Annotated in this window: 15 protein-coding genes and 1 pseudogene; 12 read left to right on the top strand and 4 right to left on the bottom strand. The window is 61.3% G+C overall.

Annotated elements, in window-relative coordinates; genetic code table 11:
• The first annotated feature begins 12 nt into the window (after positions 1 to 12).
• From hutI to HCF10_RS12280, 12 genes are all read left to right on the top strand, one after another.
• A complete protein-coding gene (gene hutI, locus HCF10_RS12335) occupies positions 13 to 1218 on the top strand; it encodes an imidazolonepropionase (protein WP_167655611.1) in 1206 nt (401 codons plus the stop codon).
• Positions 1219 to 1229: 11 nt separating this feature from the next.
• Positions 1230 to 2030 carry an N-formylglutamate deformylase gene (gene hutG, locus HCF10_RS12330; protein ID WP_167655609.1) on the top strand — a complete coding sequence of 267 codons (801 nt, stop codon included), beginning with the start codon at positions 1230 to 1232 and terminating at the stop codon, positions 2028 to 2030.
• Between the two features lie 131 nt (positions 2031 to 2161).
• The gene (locus HCF10_RS12325; RefSeq protein ID WP_131696890.1) at positions 2162 to 3109 is read left to right on the top strand and encodes a choline ABC transporter substrate-binding protein; all 948 of its coding nucleotides are present in this window, start codon (positions 2162 to 2164) and stop codon (positions 3107 to 3109) included.
• Positions 3110 to 3247: 138 nt separating this feature from the next.
• Complete coding sequence (locus tag HCF10_RS12320) at positions 3248 to 4177, top strand: alpha/beta hydrolase (protein WP_131696889.1); 930 nt, start codon at positions 3248 to 3250, stop codon at positions 4175 to 4177.
• A 103-nt stretch (positions 4178 to 4280) separates the two neighbouring features.
• A complete protein-coding gene (pip, locus tag HCF10_RS12315; protein WP_027605045.1) occupies positions 4281 to 5252 on the top strand; it encodes a prolyl aminopeptidase in 972 nt (323 codons plus the stop codon).
• Positions 5249 to 5686 carry a D-aminoacyl-tRNA deacylase gene (gene dtd / locus HCF10_RS12310; RefSeq protein ID WP_131696888.1) on the top strand — a complete coding sequence of 146 codons (438 nt, stop codon included), beginning with the start codon at positions 5249 to 5251 and terminating at the stop codon, positions 5684 to 5686. Before pip ends, dtd begins: the two co-directional genes overlap by 4 nt.
• A gap of 323 nt (positions 5687 to 6009) precedes the next feature.
• On the top strand, positions 6010 to 7689 hold the full coding sequence (locus HCF10_RS12305; RefSeq protein ID WP_205885666.1) for a glucan biosynthesis protein G: 1680 nt from the start codon (positions 6010 to 6012) through the stop codon (positions 7687 to 7689).
• Positions 7682 to 10252: a glucans biosynthesis glucosyltransferase MdoH gene (gene mdoH, locus HCF10_RS12300; RefSeq protein ID WP_167655607.1), complete on the top strand. Its 2571-nt coding sequence runs from the start codon at positions 7682 to 7684 to the stop codon at positions 10250 to 10252. Before HCF10_RS12305 ends, mdoH begins: the two co-directional genes overlap by 8 nt.
• Positions 10253 to 10439: 187 nt before the next feature.
• The gene (locus HCF10_RS12295; RefSeq protein WP_131696885.1) at positions 10440 to 11249 is read left to right on the top strand and encodes a transporter substrate-binding domain-containing protein; all 810 of its coding nucleotides are present in this window, start codon (positions 10440 to 10442) and stop codon (positions 11247 to 11249) included.
• Between the two features lie 210 nt (positions 11250 to 11459).
• Complete coding sequence (locus HCF10_RS12290; RefSeq protein WP_041160821.1) at positions 11460 to 12257, top strand: transporter substrate-binding domain-containing protein; 798 nt, start codon at positions 11460 to 11462, stop codon at positions 12255 to 12257.
• 94 nt (positions 12258 to 12351) lie between these two features.
• Positions 12352 to 13311, top strand: a complete 960-nt coding sequence (locus HCF10_RS12285; protein ID WP_167655606.1) for an amino acid ABC transporter permease — start codon at positions 12352 to 12354, stop codon at positions 13309 to 13311.
• Complete coding sequence (locus HCF10_RS12280) at positions 13304 to 14038, top strand: amino acid ABC transporter ATP-binding protein (protein WP_027605038.1); 735 nt, start codon at positions 13304 to 13306, stop codon at positions 14036 to 14038. Before HCF10_RS12285 ends, HCF10_RS12280 begins: the two co-directional genes overlap by 8 nt.
• A gap of 12 nt (positions 14039 to 14050) precedes the next feature.
• Here HCF10_RS12280 and HCF10_RS12275 read toward each other — a convergent pair whose 3' ends face one another.
• From HCF10_RS12275 to HCF10_RS32030, 4 genes and pseudogenes are all read right to left on the bottom strand, one after another.
• Positions 14051 to 15625 carry a methyl-accepting chemotaxis protein gene (locus HCF10_RS12275; RefSeq protein ID WP_443200910.1) on the bottom strand — a complete coding sequence of 525 codons (1575 nt, stop codon included), beginning with the start codon at positions 15623 to 15625 and terminating at the stop codon, positions 14051 to 14053.
• A 3-nt stretch (positions 15626 to 15628) separates the two neighbouring features.
• Positions 15629 to 15958, bottom strand: a complete 330-nt coding sequence (locus HCF10_RS32040) for a hypothetical protein (protein WP_443200909.1) — start codon at positions 15956 to 15958, stop codon at positions 15629 to 15631.
• Positions 15959 to 16123: 165 nt separating this feature from the next.
• Positions 16124 to 16828, bottom strand: coding sequence for a methyl-accepting chemotaxis protein (locus HCF10_RS32035; RefSeq protein WP_405046499.1), 705 nt, complete (start codon positions 16826 to 16828; stop codon positions 16124 to 16126).
• Positions 16829 to 17029: 201 nt separating this feature from the next.
• A pseudogene (locus HCF10_RS32030) lies at positions 17030 to 17950 on the bottom strand (methyl-accepting chemotaxis protein); the annotation flags it as partial.
• Positions 17951 to 18143: the final 193 nt, after the last annotated feature.

Raw genomic sequence — 18143 nt, 5'->3', positions numbered from 1 at the left:
TAGGAGTGTCGGATGAAAACCCTTTGGCAGCACTGCCACGTCGCAACCATGGCCCAGGGCAAATACTCGATCATCGAGGATGCGGCCATGGTCACCGTAGGTTCGCTCATCGAGTGGATCGGCCCGCGCAGCGAAGTACCGACGGCGGATTACGCCCAGGCGCATGACCTGCAAGGCGCGTGGGTCACTCCCGGGCTGATCGACTGCCACACCCACACGGTGTTTGGTGGCAATCGCAGCGGCGAATTCGAGCAGCGCCTCGAAGGCGTAAGCTATGCCGACATTGCGGCCAAGGGCGGCGGTATTGCCAGCACCGTGCGCGCCACCCGTGCCGCGACGGAGGATGAACTCTTCGCCAGCGCCCACAAGCGCTTGCGCAGCCTGCTGCGCGACGGCGTGACCACGGTGGAGATCAAGTCCGGTTACGGCCTGGACCTGGCCAACGAGCGCAAGATGTTGCGGGTGGCTCGGCGCCTTGGCGACGCGCTGCCGGTCAGCGTGCGCGCCACGTGCCTGGCGGCCCATGCATTGCCGCCGGAGTACAAGGATCGCGCCGACGATTACATCGAGCACATCTGCGCCGAGATGCTGCCGGCCTTGGCGGCGGAAGGGCTGGTGGACGCGGTGGATGCGTTCTGCGAATACCTGGCGTTCTCCACCGAGCAGGTCGAGCGCGTGTTCAAGGTCGCCCAGCAACTCGGCCTGCCGGTGAAGCTGCATGCCGAGCAGTTGTCGTCGCTGCACGGCTCCAGCCTGGCGGCGCGTTACCACGCGCTGTCGGCGGACCACCTGGAATTCATGACCGAAGAAGACGCCATCGCCATGGCCGCTGCCGGCACCGTCGCCGTTTTGCTGCCGGGCGCGTTCTACTTCCTGCGCGAAACCCAGCTGCCGCCGATGGACGCCCTGCGCAAGCACGGCGTGAAGATCGCCATCGCCAGCGACCTCAACCCAGGCACCTCGCCAGCGTTGTCGGTGCGCCTGATGCTGAACATGGCCTGCACCCTGTTCCGCATGACCCCGGAAGAAGCCCTGGCCGGTGCCACGCAACATGCGGCCACCGCCCTTGGCATGGGCGACACCCACGGGTCCCTGGAAGTGGGCAAGGTCGCTGACTTTGTCGCCTGGCAGATTGATCGCCCCGCCGACCTGGCCTACTGGCTGGGTGGCGAGCTGGATAAACGCGTCGTGCGCCACGGCGTCGACGTCACTGTGTAAGGAGCATTGCTGTGGATAAGGTTCTGAACTTCAAACAAGGCCGTGTGCCGCTGCTGATCAGCATGCCCCACGCCGGGCTGCGCCTGACGCCTGCGGTGGAAGCCGGGTTGATCCCCGAAGCGCAAAGCCTGCCGGACACCGATTGGCACATCCCCACGCTGTATGACTTCGCCGATGAACTGGGCGCCAGCACCTTGTCGGCCGAGTATTCGCGGTTCGTCATCGACTTGAATCGTCCGTCCGACGACAAGCCATTGTATGCAGGCGCCACCACCGGTCTGTACCCGGCCACGTTGTTCGACGGCGTGCCGTTGTTCCGCGAGGGGCTGGAGCCGAGCGAGACCGAACGCGCCAGCTACCTGCAAAAAATATGGGGCCCTTACCACCGCACGTTGCAAGAAGAACTGGCACGGCTCAAGGCCGAGTTCGGTTATGCGCTGCTGTTCGATGCGCACTCGATCCGCTCGGTGATCCCGTACCTGTTCGACGGCAAACTGCCGGACTTCAACCTGGGCACCTTCAACGGCGCCGCCTGTGATCCGGAACTGGCCAGCCAGCTCGAGGCCATCTGCGCCACCCATCCTCAGTACACCCACGTCTTGAACGGGCGCTTCAAGGGCGGCCATATCACCCGCCATTACGGCAACCCGGCGCAGGATATCCATGCCGTGCAGTTGGAGTTATGCCAGAGCACGTATATGGAGGAGTTCGAGCCGTTCCGCTATCGCCCGGATCTGGCCGAGCCGACGCAAGTGGTGTTGAAGCAGTTGCTGGAAGGCTTGCTGGCGTGGGGGCGCAAGCGCTACGGGTGACGAACGGTCGCCTCTGTGCAACTCACAGTCGCCACAGGTCGTGTTGAGAGAGGCCTCGCTCGGTAAGGTTGTGGATACGGCGCACCAGACGCCACTTCCCACAATAAAAGCTGCCGAGTGAGACCTCTTTCATGAAAAGACTGTTCAACCGTTACCTGTTGACCCTCACCGCCGCGGCACTGCTCAGTGCCCAAGCCCTGGCCGCCGAGCCGGCCTCCTGCAAATCCATCCGCATGGGCGTGGTCAGCTGGACCGATGTGGTCGCCACCTCGGGCATGGCCGACGTGCTGCTCAACGGCCTGGGCTATGACAGCAAACAGACCAGCGCTGTGCAGCAGATCATCTTCGCCGGCATTCGCGACAAACGCCTGGACGTGTTCCTCGGCTATTGGAAACCGGCGATGGACAACAACATCGCGCCGTTCCTGGCCGCCAGGCAGGTCAAGGTCTTTGATAGGCCCAGCCTGGCCGACGCGCAGGCCACCCTGGCCGTGCCGCAATACGTGGCCGACGCCGGGCTGAAGACCTTTGCCGATATTGCCCGCTTCAAGGACAAGCTCGGCGGCAAGATCTACGGCATCGAGCCCGGCAGCGGCGCCAATACCGATATTCAGAAAATGATCGACACCAACCATTTCGGCCTGGGCGGCTTCAAGCTGGTGGCCTCCGGTGAAGCGGGCATGCTGGCCGCCGTGCAACGCGCGGTGAACCGCAAGGAGTTCGTGGTGTTTGTCGGCTGGACCCCGCACCCGATGAACATCAACATGAAAATGGCCTATCTCACGGGCAGCGAAGATGTGTTCGGTCCTGACGAAGGGCGCGCCACGGTCTCCACCGTCACTGCACCGGATTTTGCCGAGCGTTGTCCGAATGCGAACCGGCTTCTGGAAAACCTGACCTTCACCGCCGCCCAGGAAAGCCAGCTCATGGTGCCGATCATGGAGCGCCAGTCACCACAGGACGTGGCCAGGCAATGGCTGCGCGACCACCCCGAGGATTTGCAGCGCTGGTTGGCCGGGGTTACAGCATTTGATGGCAGCGATGGCTTGGCGTCGCTCCAGGCCTACCTCAAACCCTAAGCCAAATGCAGCCCCAACGGTGGGAGGGGGCTTGCCCCCGATAGCGCCATGCCTCACACCCTATCCGGTGACTGATCCACCACAATCGCAAGCAAGCCCCCGCAGGCCTTGAACCTGCTGTGCCAGAGATCATTGCGTATGTACCCACTATCCCCGCAACTCGCCGCCTTCATCGAAAAAACCACGTCCTTCGCCGGCAACGACTCTTCCCCGGCGGGCCTGCGCCAAAGTTACGACCGCATGTGCCAGGCATTCACCCCGCCCAAACCGGGAGGCTTGCAGCTCGCGGACTTCACCCTGGCCGGTGTGGGCGCGCGCAGCTATCTGCCGTCCACAACGCCGCCCGCCGATGGCTGGCCATGCCTCCTCTATATACACGGCGGTGGCTGGGTGGTCGGCGGCCTGGATTCCCACGACTTTATCTGCTTCGAGTTGGCCACTGCACTTCAGGTCCTGGTGATTGCCATCGACTACCGCCTGGCACCCGAGCACCCATTCCCGGCTGCATACCACGACTGCCGCGCGGTGTGGCAGGCGATCCAGGCAGGGGAGTGCCCGCACGCCATCAACCGGCAACGCCTGGCGGTGGTGGGTGACAGTGCGGGCGGTAACCTGGCGGCGGCGTTGTGCCTGGGCTTGCGCGATGATGGCCAGCCTATGCCGCGCGTACAGGTCCTGATTTACCCCGGACTGGGCGGCCCGGCCGATTTGCCATCGCGCCGTGACTGCAGGGACGCGCCGCTGCTCAGCAGTGCCGACACCGATGGCTACCTCGCGCTTTACCTGCGTGGTTCGGGCACGGCGTCAGCCTATGCCATGCCGCTGCTGGCCGAGGATTTCAGTGGTTTGCCCAAGGCCTTGATCGCCGTGGCCCAATTCGACCCGCTGCGCGACGACGGCGTGCTGTATGCCGAGCGCCTGCAACAGGCTGGCGTGCCTGCGCTGTTGTATCCGGGCAAAGGCCTGGTCCACGGCTGTTTACGCGCGCGCGGCCAGGCCCCGGAGGTGGATCGGCTGTACGGTTATCTGCTGAATTACCTGAGGAGTGAAGGGCTGACACAGGTCTAAGCGCTCAAGGACATGCTCATTGCACAATTCGGGTTTATAGTGCCAGACGGCAAAATAAAAGACGTCCCCCCAGGGATGAACCCGACCCCCTACGGAGCGCGCAATGCAGACTTGGTACCCGCAGATCAAACCCTACGCCCGGCACGATCTGGCCGTCGATGACACCCACACGCTCTACGTCGATGAAAGTGGCTCCCCCGAAGGCTTGCCTGTCGTATTCATCCACGGTGGCCCTGGCGCCGGTTGCGATGCCCAGAGCCGCTGCTATTTCGATCCCAACCTGTACCGCATCGTTACCTTCGACCAGCGTGGCTGCGGCCGTTCCACCCCGCGCGCCAGCCTGGAAAACAACACCACCTGGGACCTCGTCGCCGACCTTGAGCGCATCCGCGAACATCTTGGCATCGACAAATGGGTGCTGTTCGGCGGCTCCTGGGGCTCGACCCTGGCCCTGGCCTACGCGCAAACCCACCCTGAACGTGTGCATGGCCTGATCGTGCGCGGTATTTTCCTCGCCCGCCCGCAGGACATCGAATGGTTCTACCAGGCTGGTGCCAGCCGCCTGTTCCCGGATTACTGGCAGGACTACATCGCGCCGATTCCTGCCGATGAGCGTCACGACATGATCGCGGCCTACCACAAACGCCTGACCGGCAACGACCAGATCGCCCAGATGCACGCCGCCAAGGCCTGGTCCGGCTGGGAAGGGCGCATGCTGGGCCTGTGCCCGAGCCCGCAGCACGTGGAGCGTTTTTCCGAGCCTCAGCGTGCGCTGTCCATTGCGCGTATCGAGTGCCACTACTTCACCAACAACTCCTTCCTGGAGCCCAACCAGCTGATTCGCGATATGCACAAGATCGCCCATCTGCCTGGCGTAATCATCCATGGCCGCTACGATATGATCTGCCCGCTGGATAACGCCTGGGAGCTGCATCAGGCATGGCCGAACAGCGAGCTGCAGGTCATCCGTGAAGCGGGCCATGCGGCGTCCGAGCCTGGTATTACCGATGCACTGGTACGCGCGACCGGCGAAATGGCACGGCGCCTGCTTGATCTACCGCCAGAAGAAGCATGAAGGGCCTGCTGCAACGGGTGCGCGGCGCCCGGGTCGAAGTGGCGGGCGAAATTGTCGGGGCGATCGAACAGGGTTTGCTGGTGCTGGTGGCCGTCGAACCTTCAGATACGCCCGAGAGCGCCGACAAACTGCTGCACAAGCTGCTTAACTACCGGGTGTTCAGCGACGACGAGGGCAAGATGAACCTGTCGTTGAAGGATATCGATGGGGGATTGCTGCTGGTGTCGCAGTTCACCCTGGCAGCGGATACCAAGAGCGGCCTGCGGCCAAGCTTCTCCACCGCCGCGCCGCCGGCCCTGGGAGCGGCGCTTTTTGATCACTTGCTGTTACAAGCGCAACAATTGCATGGCAAGGTGGCCTCGGGGCGTTTTGGCGCAGATATGCAGGTGCATTTGGTCAATGATGGCCCTGTGACCTTTCTCTTGCAGACATGAATGTATTAAAAACGACTTTAATGCCTAAAAACGTAGGGTTTCGCTACAAATACTTCGTTGTCCCTGATGCGTTGTTTCGCGGGCTACTAGATAATCGCGCGCTACGGGGATCAGCGTTGTTTGGTCCATTTTTGACTTAGGTAGAGACTTGTCCGACGGCCTCAGGGGAATCATTTTGCCCCAGGGGAGTCGGAACAATGCTCGCCAACCTGGCATATAGATAGCTGGCCGTTGGTTTTTTGATCTGTTTTCGGCGAGGGTTGCTCGTGATTGTTAGTCCCTGTAATGCACCAAAATTGTCTGCCAAACGGTTACGAAACGCACTGGTGACGGGCTCTGCCCTGTTTTGCCTGTTCGGCGCGGGTCAACTGTGGGCATTCAGTCTGGACGATGTGTCGGCCAAGGCAAAAGAGCTGGCCGGGCAGAAATACGAAGCTCCGCGCAGCAATCTGCCGAACGAATTCCGCGAAATGAAGTTCGCGGACTACCAAAAGATTCGTTTCCGCAACGAAAAAGCCGAATGGGCCGATCAAAACACCCCGTTCAAGTTGTCCTTCTATCACCAGGGTATGCATTTCGATACACCGGTGAAAATCAACGAAGTGACCGCCGACAGCGTCCAGGAAATCAAATACGACCCGGCTCGCTTCGATTTCGGCGGCGTGAAGTTTGATCCTAAAGCCACCGAACAGCTGGGTTATGCCGGTTTCCGTGTGCTGTACCCGATCAACAAGGGCGACAAGCAAGACGAAATCATGACCATGCTCGGCGCCAGCTATTTCCGCGTCGTCGGTAAGGATCAGGTCTATGGCCTGTCCGCCCGTGGCATGGCGATCGATACCGCGCTGCCGTCGGGTGAAGAATTCCCGCGCTTCACCGAGTTCTGGATCGAGCGTCCAAAACCGGGTGACAAGCACCTGGTGATCTTCGCCTTGCTGGATTCGCCACGCGCCACCGGTGCCTATCGCCTGATCCTGCGTCCGGGCACCGACACGGTTGTCGATGTGAAATCCCAGATGTTCCTGCGTGACAAGGTCAGCAAGCTGGGCGTTGCCCCGTTGACCAGCATGTTCCTGTTTGGTGCCAACCAGCCGTCCAAGGTGCTCAACTACCGTCGCGAGTTGCACGATTCCAGCGGCCTGTCGATCCATGCCGGCAATGGCGAGTGGATCTGGCGCCCTCTGAACAACCCTAAACACCTGTCGGTCAGCAACTTCACCGTGGAGAATCCGCGTGGGTTCGGCCTGCTGCAACGCGGTCGCAACTTCAGCCACTATGAAGACCTCGACGACAACTACGACAAGCGTCCAAGCGCGTGGATCGAGCCTGAAGGCGACTGGGGCAAGGGCTCCGTCGACCTGGTCGAGATCCCGACTGCCGATGAAACCAACGACAACATCGTTGCATTCTGGAGCCCGGCCGAACTGCCGGAAGTCGGCAAGCCCCTCGACGTAGCCTATCGCCTGCACTGGACCCTCGACGACGCCGCGTTCCACTCGCCGGACAGCGCCTGGGTCAAGCAGACCCTGCGTTCCACCGGTGACGTGAAGCAATCCAACCTGATCCGTCAGCCGGATGGCAGCGTCGCGTACCTGGTGGACTTCGAAGGCCCGGCCCTGAAAAAACTGCTGCCGGACGCCCCGGTGCGCAGCCAGGTGAGCGTGGGTGACAACGCTGAACTGGTAGAAAACAGCGTGCGTTACAACGAGCACACCAAAGGCTGGCGCCTGACCCTGCGCCTGAAGATCAAGGACGCAAGCAAGCCTACCGAGATGCGTGCGTCGCTGGTGCAGGACATCGTGCAGCCCGAGCCCGAGAAGGTTTCGACTCAAGTGCTCAAGGCCGACAAGGTCCTGGCCAAGCAACACGAGAAACAGGCCAAGAAAGACGCGAAAGACAAGGAAGCCAAGCAGCCAGAAGCTGCCCCAGCCACACCGGAGCCGATCAAGACCGAGCAAGTCCTGACCGAAACCTGGAGCTATCAGTTGCCTGCCGATGAGTAATTCTCAAATCCAGCCAGAGACTCTGTCCGAGTACCTGGCGCATCTTCCGATGACCGCTGAGCAGCGCGCCGAGTTGGCGGGCTGCACATCCTTCACCGAGTTGCATGAGCGCTTGTCGTCCAAAGTGTTTGATGCGCCTGTCGACGCCGCCCAGGCGTCGGTGGGTCGCCGGTTGACCCTCAGTACGGCTGAAGAGCTGCAAGACGCTGAAATGCTGGGGCTCGACGCCAGTGGCCGCGTGTGCCTCAAAGCCACGCCGCCGATTCGGCGTACCCGCGTGGTGCCTGAACCCTGGCGCACCAATATCCTGGTGCGCGGCTGGCGTCGGATCACCGGCCGCAGCAATCCGCCGGCCCCGCCGAAGGATGAGCGCGTATTGCCGGCAGCCCGCTGGCGTACCGTGGGTTCGATTCGGCGTTACATTCTGCTGGTGCTGATGCTCGGCCAGACCATCGTGGCTGGCTGGTACATGAAAGGCATCATGCCGTACCAAGGCTGGTCGCTGGTCGACTTCGACGAGATCCGCAGCCAGACCCTGCTGCAAACCGCCACTCAGGTGCTGCCTTACGCCCTGCAAACCAGCATCCTGATCATGTTCGGGATCTTGTTCTGCTGGGTCTCGGCCGGTTTCTGGACCGCATTGATGGGCTTCCTCGAACTGCTCACCGGCCACGATAAATACCGGATTTCCGGTAAAAGTGCTGGCGATGAGCCGATCCCGAAAGACGCGCGCACCGCGCTGGTCATGCCGATCTGCAACGAAGACGTGCCGCGCGTATTCGCCGGTTTGCGCGCGACGTTCGAATCGGTGGCCGCTACCGGTGATCTCGATCGTTTCGACTTCTTTGTGCTCAGCGACAGTAACGAAGCCGACATCTGCATCGCCGAGCAGCAAGCCTGGCTCGACGTCTGCCGTGAGGCGGGTGGCTTCGGCAAGATCTTCTATCGCCGCCGTCGCCGTCGCGTGAAGCGTAAAAGCGGCAACCTCGACGACTTCTGCCGTCGTTGGGGCGGTGACTACAAGTACATGGTCGTTCTCGACGCCGATTCCGTGATGAGCGGCGAATGCCTGACCAGCCTGGTGCGCCTGATGGAAGCCACGCCGGATGCCGGGATTATCCAGACCGCGCCACGTGCGTCGGGCATGGACACCCTGTATGCGCGCATGCAGCAGTTTGCCACCCGCGTGTACGGCCCACTGTTCACCGCCGGCCTGCACTTCTGGCAGCTGGGTGAATCCCACTACTGGGGTCACAACGCGATCATCCGCATGAAACCGTTTATCGAGCACTGCGCCCTGGCGCCATTGCCGGGTAAAGGTGCATTCGCAGGTTCCATCCTGTCCCACGACTTCGTTGAGGCGGCGCTGATGCGCCGTGCCGGCTGGGGCGTGTGGATTGCCTACGACCTGCCGGGCAGCTACGAAGAACTGCCGCCGAACCTGCTGGATGAACTCAAGCGTGACCGTCGCTGGTGCCACGGCAACCTGATGAACTTCCGCCTGTTCCTGGTCAAGGGCATGCACCCGGTGCACCGCGCGGTGTTCCTGACCGGCGTGATGTCCTACCTGTCGGCACCGTTGTGGTTCCTGTTCCTGGTGCTGTCGACGGCCTTGCTGGCGGTCAACACCCTGATGGAGCCGCAGTACTTCATGGCGCCACGCCAGTTGTACCCGCTGTGGCCGCAATGGCATCCGGACAAGGCGGTGGCGCTGTTCTCCACCACCATCGTGCTGCTGTTCCTGCCGAAATTGCTGAGCATCATCCTGATCTGGGCCAAGGGCGCTAAAGAGTTCGGCGGCAAGTTCAAGGTGACCATGTCGATGCTGCTGGAGATGCTGTTCTCCATGCTGCTGGCGCCGGTGCGGATGATTTTCCACACCCGTTTCGTGCTCGCCGCGTTCCTCGGCTGGGCCGCGACCTGGAACTCGCCGCAGCGGGACGACGACTCCACGCCGTGGGGCGAAGCGATCAAGCGTCACGGCACGCAGACCTTGCTGGGCTTCTTCTGGGCGCTGCTGGTGGTGTGGCTGAACCCGAGCTTCCTGTGGTGGCTGGTACCGATCGTGGGTTCGTTGATGCTGTCGATCCCGGTGTCGGTGATTTCCAGCCGGGTCAACCTCGGCTTGAAGTCCCGCGACGAGAGCCTGTTCCTGATCCCTGAGGAATACAATCCGCCGCAGGCGTTGCTGTCCACCGACAAGTACACCCACGAAAACCGTTGGCACGCGCTGAAAGATGGCTTTGTGCGCTCGGTGGTCGACCCGCAGCAGAACGCCCTGGCCTGTGCCCTGGCCACCTCGCGTCACGGTCAGGCCGAGCCGATCGAGTACCTGCGTGCCGAACGTGTGCGCCACGCGTTGAAAGTCGGCCCTGCCGGCCTCAACAACGGCGAACGCCTGGCGTTGCTCAGCGACCCGGTAGCCCTGGCCCGCTTGCACGAGCAGATCTGGAGCGAAGGGCATGCCGAGTGGCTCGCTGCCTGGCGTGATTCGATCAAGGCCGACCCGCACGCGCCTTTGCTGCCGCTGCAACCGCTGTCATCCCAGGCCCAACCGGCCTGATTCAGGCGCCCCCGAGGGTTCACTTCGGGGGCGTTCGAAGCGCTGGTCCTACAGCGTTTCCATCTTCTTCTTTATCGCCCTAACTCCTTGTTATTTCGAAACAAAAGACCCTTGTTCGAGGCGTATTTACGTGCCCGTGAGTGGGGTAGGATCGCCCCCCAAATTTGACTCGGTCACAGGGGGATTCATGATCAAAAGGTATTGTTCGGCATTGCTGATCGGCGTTATTGCATTGATTCACGGGGGTCTGGTGCAGGCCGGTGCCATCGACGACGCGGTTCGGCGTGGTGTGCTGAAAGTTGGCACCACGCCCACCTACATCCCCTTTGAAATGACCGATAGACAGGGGCGTATCGTTGGCTTTGAAATCGACCTGCTCAAGGTGATGAGCCAGGCCCTGGGCGTCGAGCTTGAATTGGTCAGCGTGCCCTACACCGAACTGCTGCCTGGGCTGCAGGCGAAAAAGTTCGACCTGATCGGCAGCGGCATGACCGTTACCCAGGAGCGCAACCTGAAGCTCAATTTCAGCGACTCCTTTATCGTGGTGGGGCAAACCGTGTTGCTGCACCCCAGCCTGAGGGGCAAGGTCACCAGTGTTGAAGACCTGGACGACGCCACTTACCGGGTCACCACCGTCCAAGGCACCACTGGCGAGGCAGCGGCGCAACGATTCCTGGGGGCGGCGCGGTTGAGCGCTTTTGCAACGCCACAGGAAGCCGTGCGCCAAGTGGTGAACGGCGCCGCCGATGCCTTTATTTATGATGCGCCGTATAACCTGATTGCCCTGAGCTTGCCGGAAAACCGTGAGCTGCTGGCGCTTGAACAGCCGTTCACCTTTGAACCCTTGGCGTTTGGCGTGAAGAAAGGCGATTTTGACAGCCTTAATTGGATCAACCATTTCCTCAATCAGGTCGCCCAGGACGGGACCTACGATCGCTTGCACGACAAGTGGTTCAAGGACATGGACTGGATGGTTGAGGTTGACTGGAAGTCATAACTTCTTACACATCAATCCGTTGCCGATGTGGCCGACGCAAGTGTCTATCCCTGCATTTGGCCGCACCGTTGTGGGGCTTTTCCGACATACGCAGATAACAATTACCCGTGAAACCTTTGTGACGGGCAATGAGTGGGTTAGGATCGCACCCCGAATTGGTGCAGCCCTTTTGCGCGCCGACCTTATAAGAATCGTTCAGGGGACTTGATGATGAAAAAGTATCTTTCGATGCTGCTGCTCGGCGTCACCGCGCTGGTCGCGGCCAATGCCGCCCAGGCCGGTGCCATCGACGATGCGGTCAAGCGCGGCACGCTGAAAGTCGGCATGGACCCGACCTACATGCCGTTTGAAATGACCGACAAGCGCGGGGAAATCATCGGCTTCGAAGTCGACATCCTCAAGGCCATGGCCAAGTCCATGGGCGTCAAGCTGGAGCTGGTGTCCACCGGCTATGACGGCATCATCCCGGCGTTCCTGACCGGCAAGTTCGACATGATCGGCAGCGGCATGACCCTGACCCAGGAACGCAACCTGCGCCTGAACTTCAGCGAACCCTTCATCGTAGTCGGCCAGACCCTGCTGATCCGCAAGGAGCTGGAAGGCACCATCAAGTCCTACAAAGACCTGAACGACGAGAAATACCGCCTGACCTCCAAGCTCGGCACCACCGGTGAGATGGTCGCCAAGAAGCTGATCTCCAAGGCCAAGTACCACGGCTATGACAACGAGCAGGAAGGTGTGCTGGACGTGGTCAACGGCAAGGCCGATGCCTTTGTGTATGACGCGCCGTACAACGTGGTCGCCGAGAAAAAAGTCGGTAACGGCAAGCTGGTGTTCCTCGAAGAACCCTTCACCTTTGAACCGCTGGCGTTCGGCTTGAAGAAGGGTGACTACGACAGCATCAACTTCATCAATAACTTCCTGCACCAGATCAAGAACGACGGCACCTACGATCGCATCCATGACAAGTGGTTCAAGAGCTCCGAGTGGCTCAAGGACATGGAATAAAGCGGGACTGTTTTCTGTTGTGAGGGGGCTTGATGTGGCAAGCCCGCTCGCCACCTCAGGTGTGCGTGCCACGATTCTTTTGGATGCTGAGTAAATGAAACAGAAAAAAGCCCAATGGCCCTGGCACCTGCTGACCGTGGTTGTGCTGGTTGGCCTGGCCGGCGCGTTGTATTACGCCACCTCGCTGATGTCCTACGAATGGCGCTGGAACCGTGTGCCGCAATACTTCGCCTACCAGGCCGAAGAGGCCCAGCGTGCCGCAGACATCTCGACTGTCGTCGAGCTGGCCCGCAAAGGCGATGTGGCCGAAGTCACCCTGCGCAACGATGCCGGCGTCGAACAACGCGTGAGTGTGGCCGACAACAGCCTGCAAGTGGCGCGCGGCGATGATGTGTCCGAAGGCGATGTCATCGGTGTTAACCGCCATTGGGCGTTGGGCCCGTTGATGTGGGGTTTGTGGACCACGTTGTGGCTGTCGGTGGTGTCCGGGATCCTCGGCCTGGCGATTGGGCTTGCCACCGGGTTATGCCGACTGTCCACTAACCCGACCCTGCGCGATCTGTCGACGATCTACGTCGAGCTGGTGCGTGGTACGCCGCTATTGGTGCAGATCTTCATTTTCTATTTCTTTATCGGCACGGTGCTCAACTTGTCCCGGGAGTTTGCCGGGATCGCCGCGCTGTCGCTGTTCAACGGCGCCTATGTGGCGGAAATCGTCCGCGCGGGTGTCCAGTCCATCACCCGTGGCCAGAACGAGGCGGCTCGCTCCCTGGGCCTGAGCGCCAGCCAGTCGATGCGCCATGTGGTGCTGCCGCAGGCCTTCAAGCGCGTGCTGCCGCCGCTGGCCGGGCAATTTATCAGTCTGGTGAAAGACACCTCGCTGGTCTCGGTGATCGCCATTACCGAGCTGCTCAAAAGCGGTCGCGAAGTGATCACCACCTCGTTCTCGCCGTTTGAAATCCTGTTCTGCGTTGCAGGGTTGTACCTGCTGATCAACCTGCCGCTGTCGAAAATGGCCAGCCGGCTTGAGCGGAGGCTCGCCCAAAGTGATTGAAGTCCGCGATCTGGTAAAAGTCTTCGATACCCGCGGGCACGTGGTGCGCGCGGTGGACCATGTGACCACTCAGGTGGCCAAGGGCGAAGTGCTGGTGGTGATCGGCCCGTCCGGTTCCGGCAAGTCCACGTTCCTGCGTTGCCTCAATGGCCTGGAAGAGTTCGATTCGGGTTCGGTGAGCATTGATGGCTTGCAACTGGCCGACCCGAAAACCGATGTGAACGCCTATCGGCGTGAAGTCGGCATGGTGTTCCAGCACTTCAACCTGTTCCCCCACATGACCGTGTTGGAGAACCTGTGCCTGGCGCAAAAAGTCGTGCGCAAGCGCGGCAAGAAAGAGCGCGAAGCCAAGGCCCTGGCACTCCTGGAAAAGGTCGGCATTGCGCAGAAAGCCAACGAGTTTCCATCACGGCTTTCCGGCGGACAGCAACAGCGCGTGGCGATTGCCCGGGCGTTGGCGATGGAACCCAAGGTGATGCTGTTCGACGAGCCCACCTCGGCCCTGGACCCGGAAATGGTTGGTGAAGTGCTGGATGTAATGAAGACCCTGGCCCTGGAAGGCATGACCATGGTCTGCGTCACCCACGAAATGGGCTTTGCCCGTGAAGTGGCGGACCGGGTGCTGTTCTTCGATCATGGCAAGTTGCTCGAAGATGCGGCCCCGGCCGAGTTCTTCGCGGCGCCTAAAGACCCGCGCGCCCAGGCGTTCCTGCGTCAAGTGCTATAGGGCGCGGGGCGTTCATACCTTGAACCGCCCCACGCACTGCTGCAAATCCGTTCCCAGCCGCGCCAGCTCGATACTGGCCGCTGCCGTCTGTTCACTGGCGGCGGCGGCTTGCTCCGAGGCGTCGCGCACTTTCAATACGCTGCGATTGATCTCTTCGGCCACCGCACTTTGCTCCTCGGCGGCGGCGGCGATCTGCGGGTTCATTTCCTGAATGACCGACACCGTGCGGGCGATCTCCGTGAGGGAGTCCCCGGCGTTGCGGGCCAGGCCGACGCTGTTGTCGGTCAGGGTGCGGCTGTAGTCCATGATGTCGGCCACCTGTTGCGTACCGCTGTGCAGGCCTCCAATCAGCTCTTCGATTTCCTCGGCGGACTGCTGGGTCCGTTGGGCGAGACCGCGCACCTCGTCGGCGACCACCGCGAACCCTTGACCGGCCTCGCCGGCGCGAGCGGCTTCTATCGCGGCGTTGAGCGCCAGCAGGTTGGTCTGCTGTGACACAGACTTGATCACATCCAGCACGCTGCTGATTTTCTGGCTTTCCCGTTGCAGTCCTATCATGGCCTGGCCTGCGCGCGCCATTTCATGGGCAAGGTGCTCGATTTGCGCCACGGCATCCGTCACCACCTGATCGCCCAGTTCAGTCTGTTGATTGGCCTGGCCGGCAGCGATCGATGCCTGCTCGGCATGGCGCGCAACCTCCTGGGCGGTGGCGAGCATCTGATTCATCGCGGTTGCGACCTGCTCGGTTTCATCGCGCTGATTGTTCACCCCGGCACGCGTTTGTTCGGTCACGGTGGAAAGCTCTTCGGCAGCGCTGGCGATTTGCCTCGCGTTGTCGCTGATGTTGCCAATCAGCCCCCGCAGGCTAAGCGTCATTTGGGTCATGCTGCTTTGCAACTGGCCCAGCTCATCCCGGCGTCGGGTCTGCACATCTTGGCTCAGGTCGCCCTCGGCAATGCGATTGGCGACTGTCAGCGCCCTACGCAGCGGCTTGACGATTTGCCCGGCAATCACCCAGGCAGCCAGGGCGCCGAAGAGCAACGCAGCAGCAGTAATGCCCAGGGTTTGGGTGCGGGCCTGCTCGGCTTCACTGTCGCGTCGTTGGGTCTGGTCCTGGCTCAAGAGATCACTCTGCCCGAGCAACTGATCCAACTGCTGCTCCAACTGGTTTTGCGTGTTTTCGGTGGCGAGTTGGGTGTCCTTGAGGCGTGTCAGGTGGGTGCGAATGCTGAGCACGGCGTTTTTCAGCACGCCGCTATCGACCGGCAGTTTTGCCACGGCTGCCTGGGCGAGTTCGAGGCTGCGCTCGGCGTCGCTGACGGCCTGGGCGTAGGCATCCAGCGAACTGGCGGCCCAGGCAGGGCTCTGGGCACGATCTTCGGCCTGTTCGATGGCTTGGCGCAGGTCTTCGATGGCATCCAGGGCCTTTGTATCGTCCTGGTCCGGGAGATCGCTTGCGAGTTGGGCCAGGACATCACCGGTCCGCGTGGTGGTCTGCTTCAGTTGCTCTCGGGCGTTTTCGCGTTTCTCAACCAGTGAGGGTACGTCTTTGAGGGTGGTTTTGAACGTTGCATTGATGCGGGCCATTTCCTACAGATACCCAATGGATTTTGGCACTTTGAGCCGGCTGGAAAGCTCCACCAGAAGCCCGTCGATCTTTACCGTGCTCACACTCAATCGATTGAAGCTGGTGGGGTCGTCCAGGGTGCGGTAAATGATTCTGTCGGCCCGCAGTTCTTCGCCAGCCACCGCCAGTTGCGCGAGTACGGTCAGCGTTTGCGAGCGGTAAAGGGACGCAGCCAGGGCTTGCCAGCCGGTCACGGCAATCACGAAGCTCAGGGCCAGTACCAAGGAGAAACCCAGGGCGAGTTTGAGGGTGACACTGGCGTCACCCAACAGATGAGTCATTCGACGAAGCATGATTAACCTCCGACAAGTGAACAATGGGCGTTCTCGACATGCGCAAGCACATTGAGCTGAATTGAACGCTAGTTCTCTTGACGCAGAGGTGGGGCTGATAAACGTGTAGGAAATTTCAGAGGTCGCAGGCGGCGACCCAGGACAGGTCGCCGCGCGGGGAGGGGGTCAGACCCGGAAGCGGCCGACCAGTGTTTGCAGATGGGCGCCCAGGCGTGCCAGTTCGGTGCTCGACGTGGCGGTCTCTTCGCTGGCGGCAGCCGTTTGTTCCGACACATCGCGCACGTTCAGCACGCTGCGGTTGATCTCTTCCGCTACGGCGCTCTGCTGTTCGGCAGCGGTGGCGATTTGGGAGTTCATCGCCTGGATGGTCGATACCGTTCGTGTGATGTTTTCCAAGGCGCTGCCGGCGCGGCGCGTCAGCTCGACACTGCTATCGGTGAGGCCACGGCTATTGTCCATGATGTTCGCTACCTGCTGGGTGCCGCTTTGCAGGCCGGCAATCAGTTCCTCGATCTCTTCGGTGGACTTCTGGGTGCGCTGGGCCAGGCTGCGCACTTCATCGGCCACCACCGCGAAGCCACGTCCGGCTTCACCGGCCCGCGCTGCTTCAATCGCGGCGTTGAGAGCCAGCAGGTTGGTTTGCTGTGCCACCGACTTGATCACGTCGAGCACACTGCCGATCTTGTCGCTTTCGCGTTTCAGATCGGCCATGGCGACGGTGGAATTGCCGACTTCAGTGGCCAGGCGTTCGATCTGGGCGATGGCTTCACCGACCACCTTGTCGCCTTCGCGGGCCTGCTGGTCAGCCGCTGCGGCGGCTTCGGACGCTTCTTCGGCATTGCGCGCCACTTCCTGCACGGTCGCGGCCATTTCGTTCATGGCGGTGGCCACTTGGTCGGTCTCGACTTTCTGGCTGTTGACCCCGGCGCTGGTCTGCTCGGTCACGGCCGACAGTTGCTCGGCGGCGCTGGCGATCTGGGTGACACCTTCGCTGATGCCGCCGATCAACTCGCGCAGGCCCACAGTCATGCTTTGCATGGCGCGTTGCAGTTGGCCCAATTCATCCTGGCGCAGTGAAATGAGGTTGTGACTCAGGTCACCCGAGGCAACGCGCTCGGCAACTTCGAGGGTCTGGCTCAGCGGGATAATGATCTGACGGGTGATCGCCCAGGCCGCGACCAGGCCGAAGATCAGCGCCAGCCCGGCAGCCAGTAGCAGGAAGTATTTGGCTTGCGCGGCATCCGTATCGCGTACCGCCGTCTGGGATACCGTCAGTTTGTCACTGTGGCCCAGCAGGATATCGCCCTGCGCAGACATGGTCTTGAGCGCCGCTGCGCTGGCCACCTGAGAGTCGCGGTATTGGCTGACAGCGGCGCGGTAGGCTTGCAGCGAGACGCTGGCCTGTTGCAGGTTGGCCGAATATTGATCAGGCACCTGGCTGGTGAGGTTGGTGATTTTTTTCAGGGCGTTATCGATGGCATCCAGCGCCGGCTGCTCGGCTTCGACCTTGCCGCTGTAGGTGTAGCCGCGCACTTGAAAGCGTGCTTGCTGGATCAGCTTGCTCAGGTCCACCACACTGTTGAACAACGTGACGCTGTCGCCTTGCAGCAGGGATTTCTCCACTTCGCCGACCTTTAGTACTGCATTGTCGGCCGTGTCGCCGAGCTTGCTGCGGGCATTTTCGCGGCTGGCGCCGGCCTGCACCATCTCGTTGAACGCGCGTTTGTATTGGTCCACGGCGGCCAATTGTTCATCGACCAGGGCCGTGTCCGCGGGTTGTTCGATCAGGGTGCGTGCGGTCTTCAAGCCACTGTCCAGCTGGTTCAGCAATTCGTTGACCGCGGTCGGGCCTTGTTCGCCACGGCGCATCTCATAGTCCAGGCGTGCCAGGCGCAGGTCTTTGGTCAGGCCGTTGAGGCTGGAGATGTAACCCAGCTTGTCACCGCGGTTGATCACGTCACCCAGGCCGGTCCAGCCAGTGAAGGTGATCATCAGGGTCAACAGCAATACCAGGCCAAAGCCTACGGCCAGCTTGGTTTTGACGCTGACATTCCCCAGTTTTTCGGCTAACCAACGATACATGCTGCAAACTCCCTTGGAACAAGGCTTGGACTTATTCAGGAGTTATCGGCCTGCCCACGGGATTCTGTAGCGACGCGGTACCAATGTGGGAGCAAGCCCCGAC

It is taken from the genome of Pseudomonas sp. B14(2022), from assembly GCF_012030485.1.
Taxonomy (GTDB): domain Bacteria; phylum Pseudomonadota; class Gammaproteobacteria; order Pseudomonadales; family Pseudomonadaceae; genus Aquipseudomonas.
This window is presented reverse-complemented; position numbering and strand designations above follow the sequence as displayed.

What these genes read in the sequence shown, in the direction of transcription:
- hutI (WP_167655611.1), top strand. Translation starts at nt 13, where the DNA reads ATGAAAACCCTTTGGCAGCACTGCCACGTCGCAACCATGGCCCAGGGC.
- HCF10_RS12325 (WP_131696890.1), top strand. Translation starts at nt 2,162, where the DNA reads ATGAAAAGACTGTTCAACCGTTACCTGTTGACCCTCACCGCCGCGGCA.
- HCF10_RS12320 (WP_131696889.1), top strand. Translation starts at nt 3,248, where the DNA reads ATGTACCCACTATCCCCGCAACTCGCCGCCTTCATCGAAAAAACCACG.
- pip (WP_027605045.1), top strand. Translation starts at nt 4,281, where the DNA reads ATGCAGACTTGGTACCCGCAGATCAAACCCTACGCCCGGCACGATCTG.
- dtd (WP_131696888.1), top strand. Translation starts at nt 5,249, where the DNA reads ATGAAGGGCCTGCTGCAACGGGTGCGCGGCGCCCGGGTCGAAGTGGCG.
- mdoH (WP_167655607.1), top strand. Translation starts at nt 7,682, where the DNA reads ATGAGTAATTCTCAAATCCAGCCAGAGACTCTGTCCGAGTACCTGGCG.
- HCF10_RS12295 (WP_131696885.1), top strand. Translation starts at nt 10,440, where the DNA reads ATGATCAAAAGGTATTGTTCGGCATTGCTGATCGGCGTTATTGCATTG.
- HCF10_RS12290 (WP_041160821.1), top strand. Translation starts at nt 11,460, where the DNA reads ATGAAAAAGTATCTTTCGATGCTGCTGCTCGGCGTCACCGCGCTGGTC.
- HCF10_RS12285 (WP_167655606.1), top strand. Translation starts at nt 12,352, where the DNA reads ATGAAACAGAAAAAAGCCCAATGGCCCTGGCACCTGCTGACCGTGGTT.
- HCF10_RS12275 (WP_443200910.1), bottom strand. Translation starts at nt 15,625, where the DNA reads ATGGCCCGCATCAATGCAACGTTCAAAACCACCCTCAAAGACGTACCC.
- HCF10_RS32040 (WP_443200909.1), bottom strand. Translation starts at nt 15,958, where the DNA reads ATGCTTCGTCGAATGACTCATCTGTTGGGTGACGCCAGTGTCACCCTC.
- HCF10_RS32035 (WP_405046499.1), bottom strand. Translation starts at nt 16,828, where the DNA reads ATGGCCGCGACCGTGCAGGAAGTGGCGCGCAATGCCGAAGAAGCGTCC.